The organism is Parasedimentitalea denitrificans (assembly GCF_011813015.1).
Taxonomy (GTDB): domain Bacteria; phylum Pseudomonadota; class Alphaproteobacteria; order Rhodobacterales; family Rhodobacteraceae; genus Parasedimentitalea; species Parasedimentitalea denitrificans.
This window is the reverse complement of record NZ_QHLQ01000084.1, coordinates 1-577: the sequence shown is the minus strand read 5'-3', so window position 1 is coordinate 577 and position 577 is coordinate 1. Positions and strand designations below refer to the sequence as shown.

General features: G+C 58.8%; 1 protein-coding gene. It reads left to right on the top strand.

Annotated elements, in window-relative coordinates; all coding sequences use genetic code 11:
- Window positions 1-201 (top strand): hypothetical protein (locus tag DL239_RS21985; protein WP_206188601.1); only part of this gene is annotated, 201 nt, incomplete at its 5' end.
- Window positions 202-577 lie beyond the last annotated feature (376 nt).

Sequence of the window (577 nt, the reverse complement as noted above, 5' to 3'; positions counted from 1 at the left end):
GACAACAGCGGCCATTTGGAGGAGCGACGCACTTTGGCCCAGCTTATTAGTGCCCAAAGCTGCAGGTGTGCTTTTGAATATCAGGAAATCAGTTGGCGCTGCGCATTCGCCAGTTTGCGCTTCTTCTGGCGGGTGACGCGAGCAATTCTTTTGAGGCCGAGACGCATACCCGCATGGCTGGCAGATATTCGCGCTGATTAAGGCTTAGTTGTTAATCAATTACTCTTCGACTTTTACCCGCAGGTCATTTGGGCCCTTGTGTGGACTCGCGTGGACATGCATTTTGCGATTTCGTCTAGGAGCGGGGGGCGAGCAAAGCCGCGACTCCAATTTAATGATCGATGCAATAGCACTCAATTGGAGGTGAGTCCAGGGCTGGTCGCTGCCGGTCGCGAGGGGGTCACCTTTGCGTGCACTGGCGGGGTGCGGGGTGTGCTGTGGGTGCACAGGGAAGGCGCGCGGACGCTAAGGGAGCGGCGCGGGTATGGGCGGCGGCGCGCCCTCCTTTCGCGCCAAGTCCCTATAGAGGCGCCGGCGTGGCTGTGGACCGTGTCATCCCCAGGCTCCTGTCTTTTTC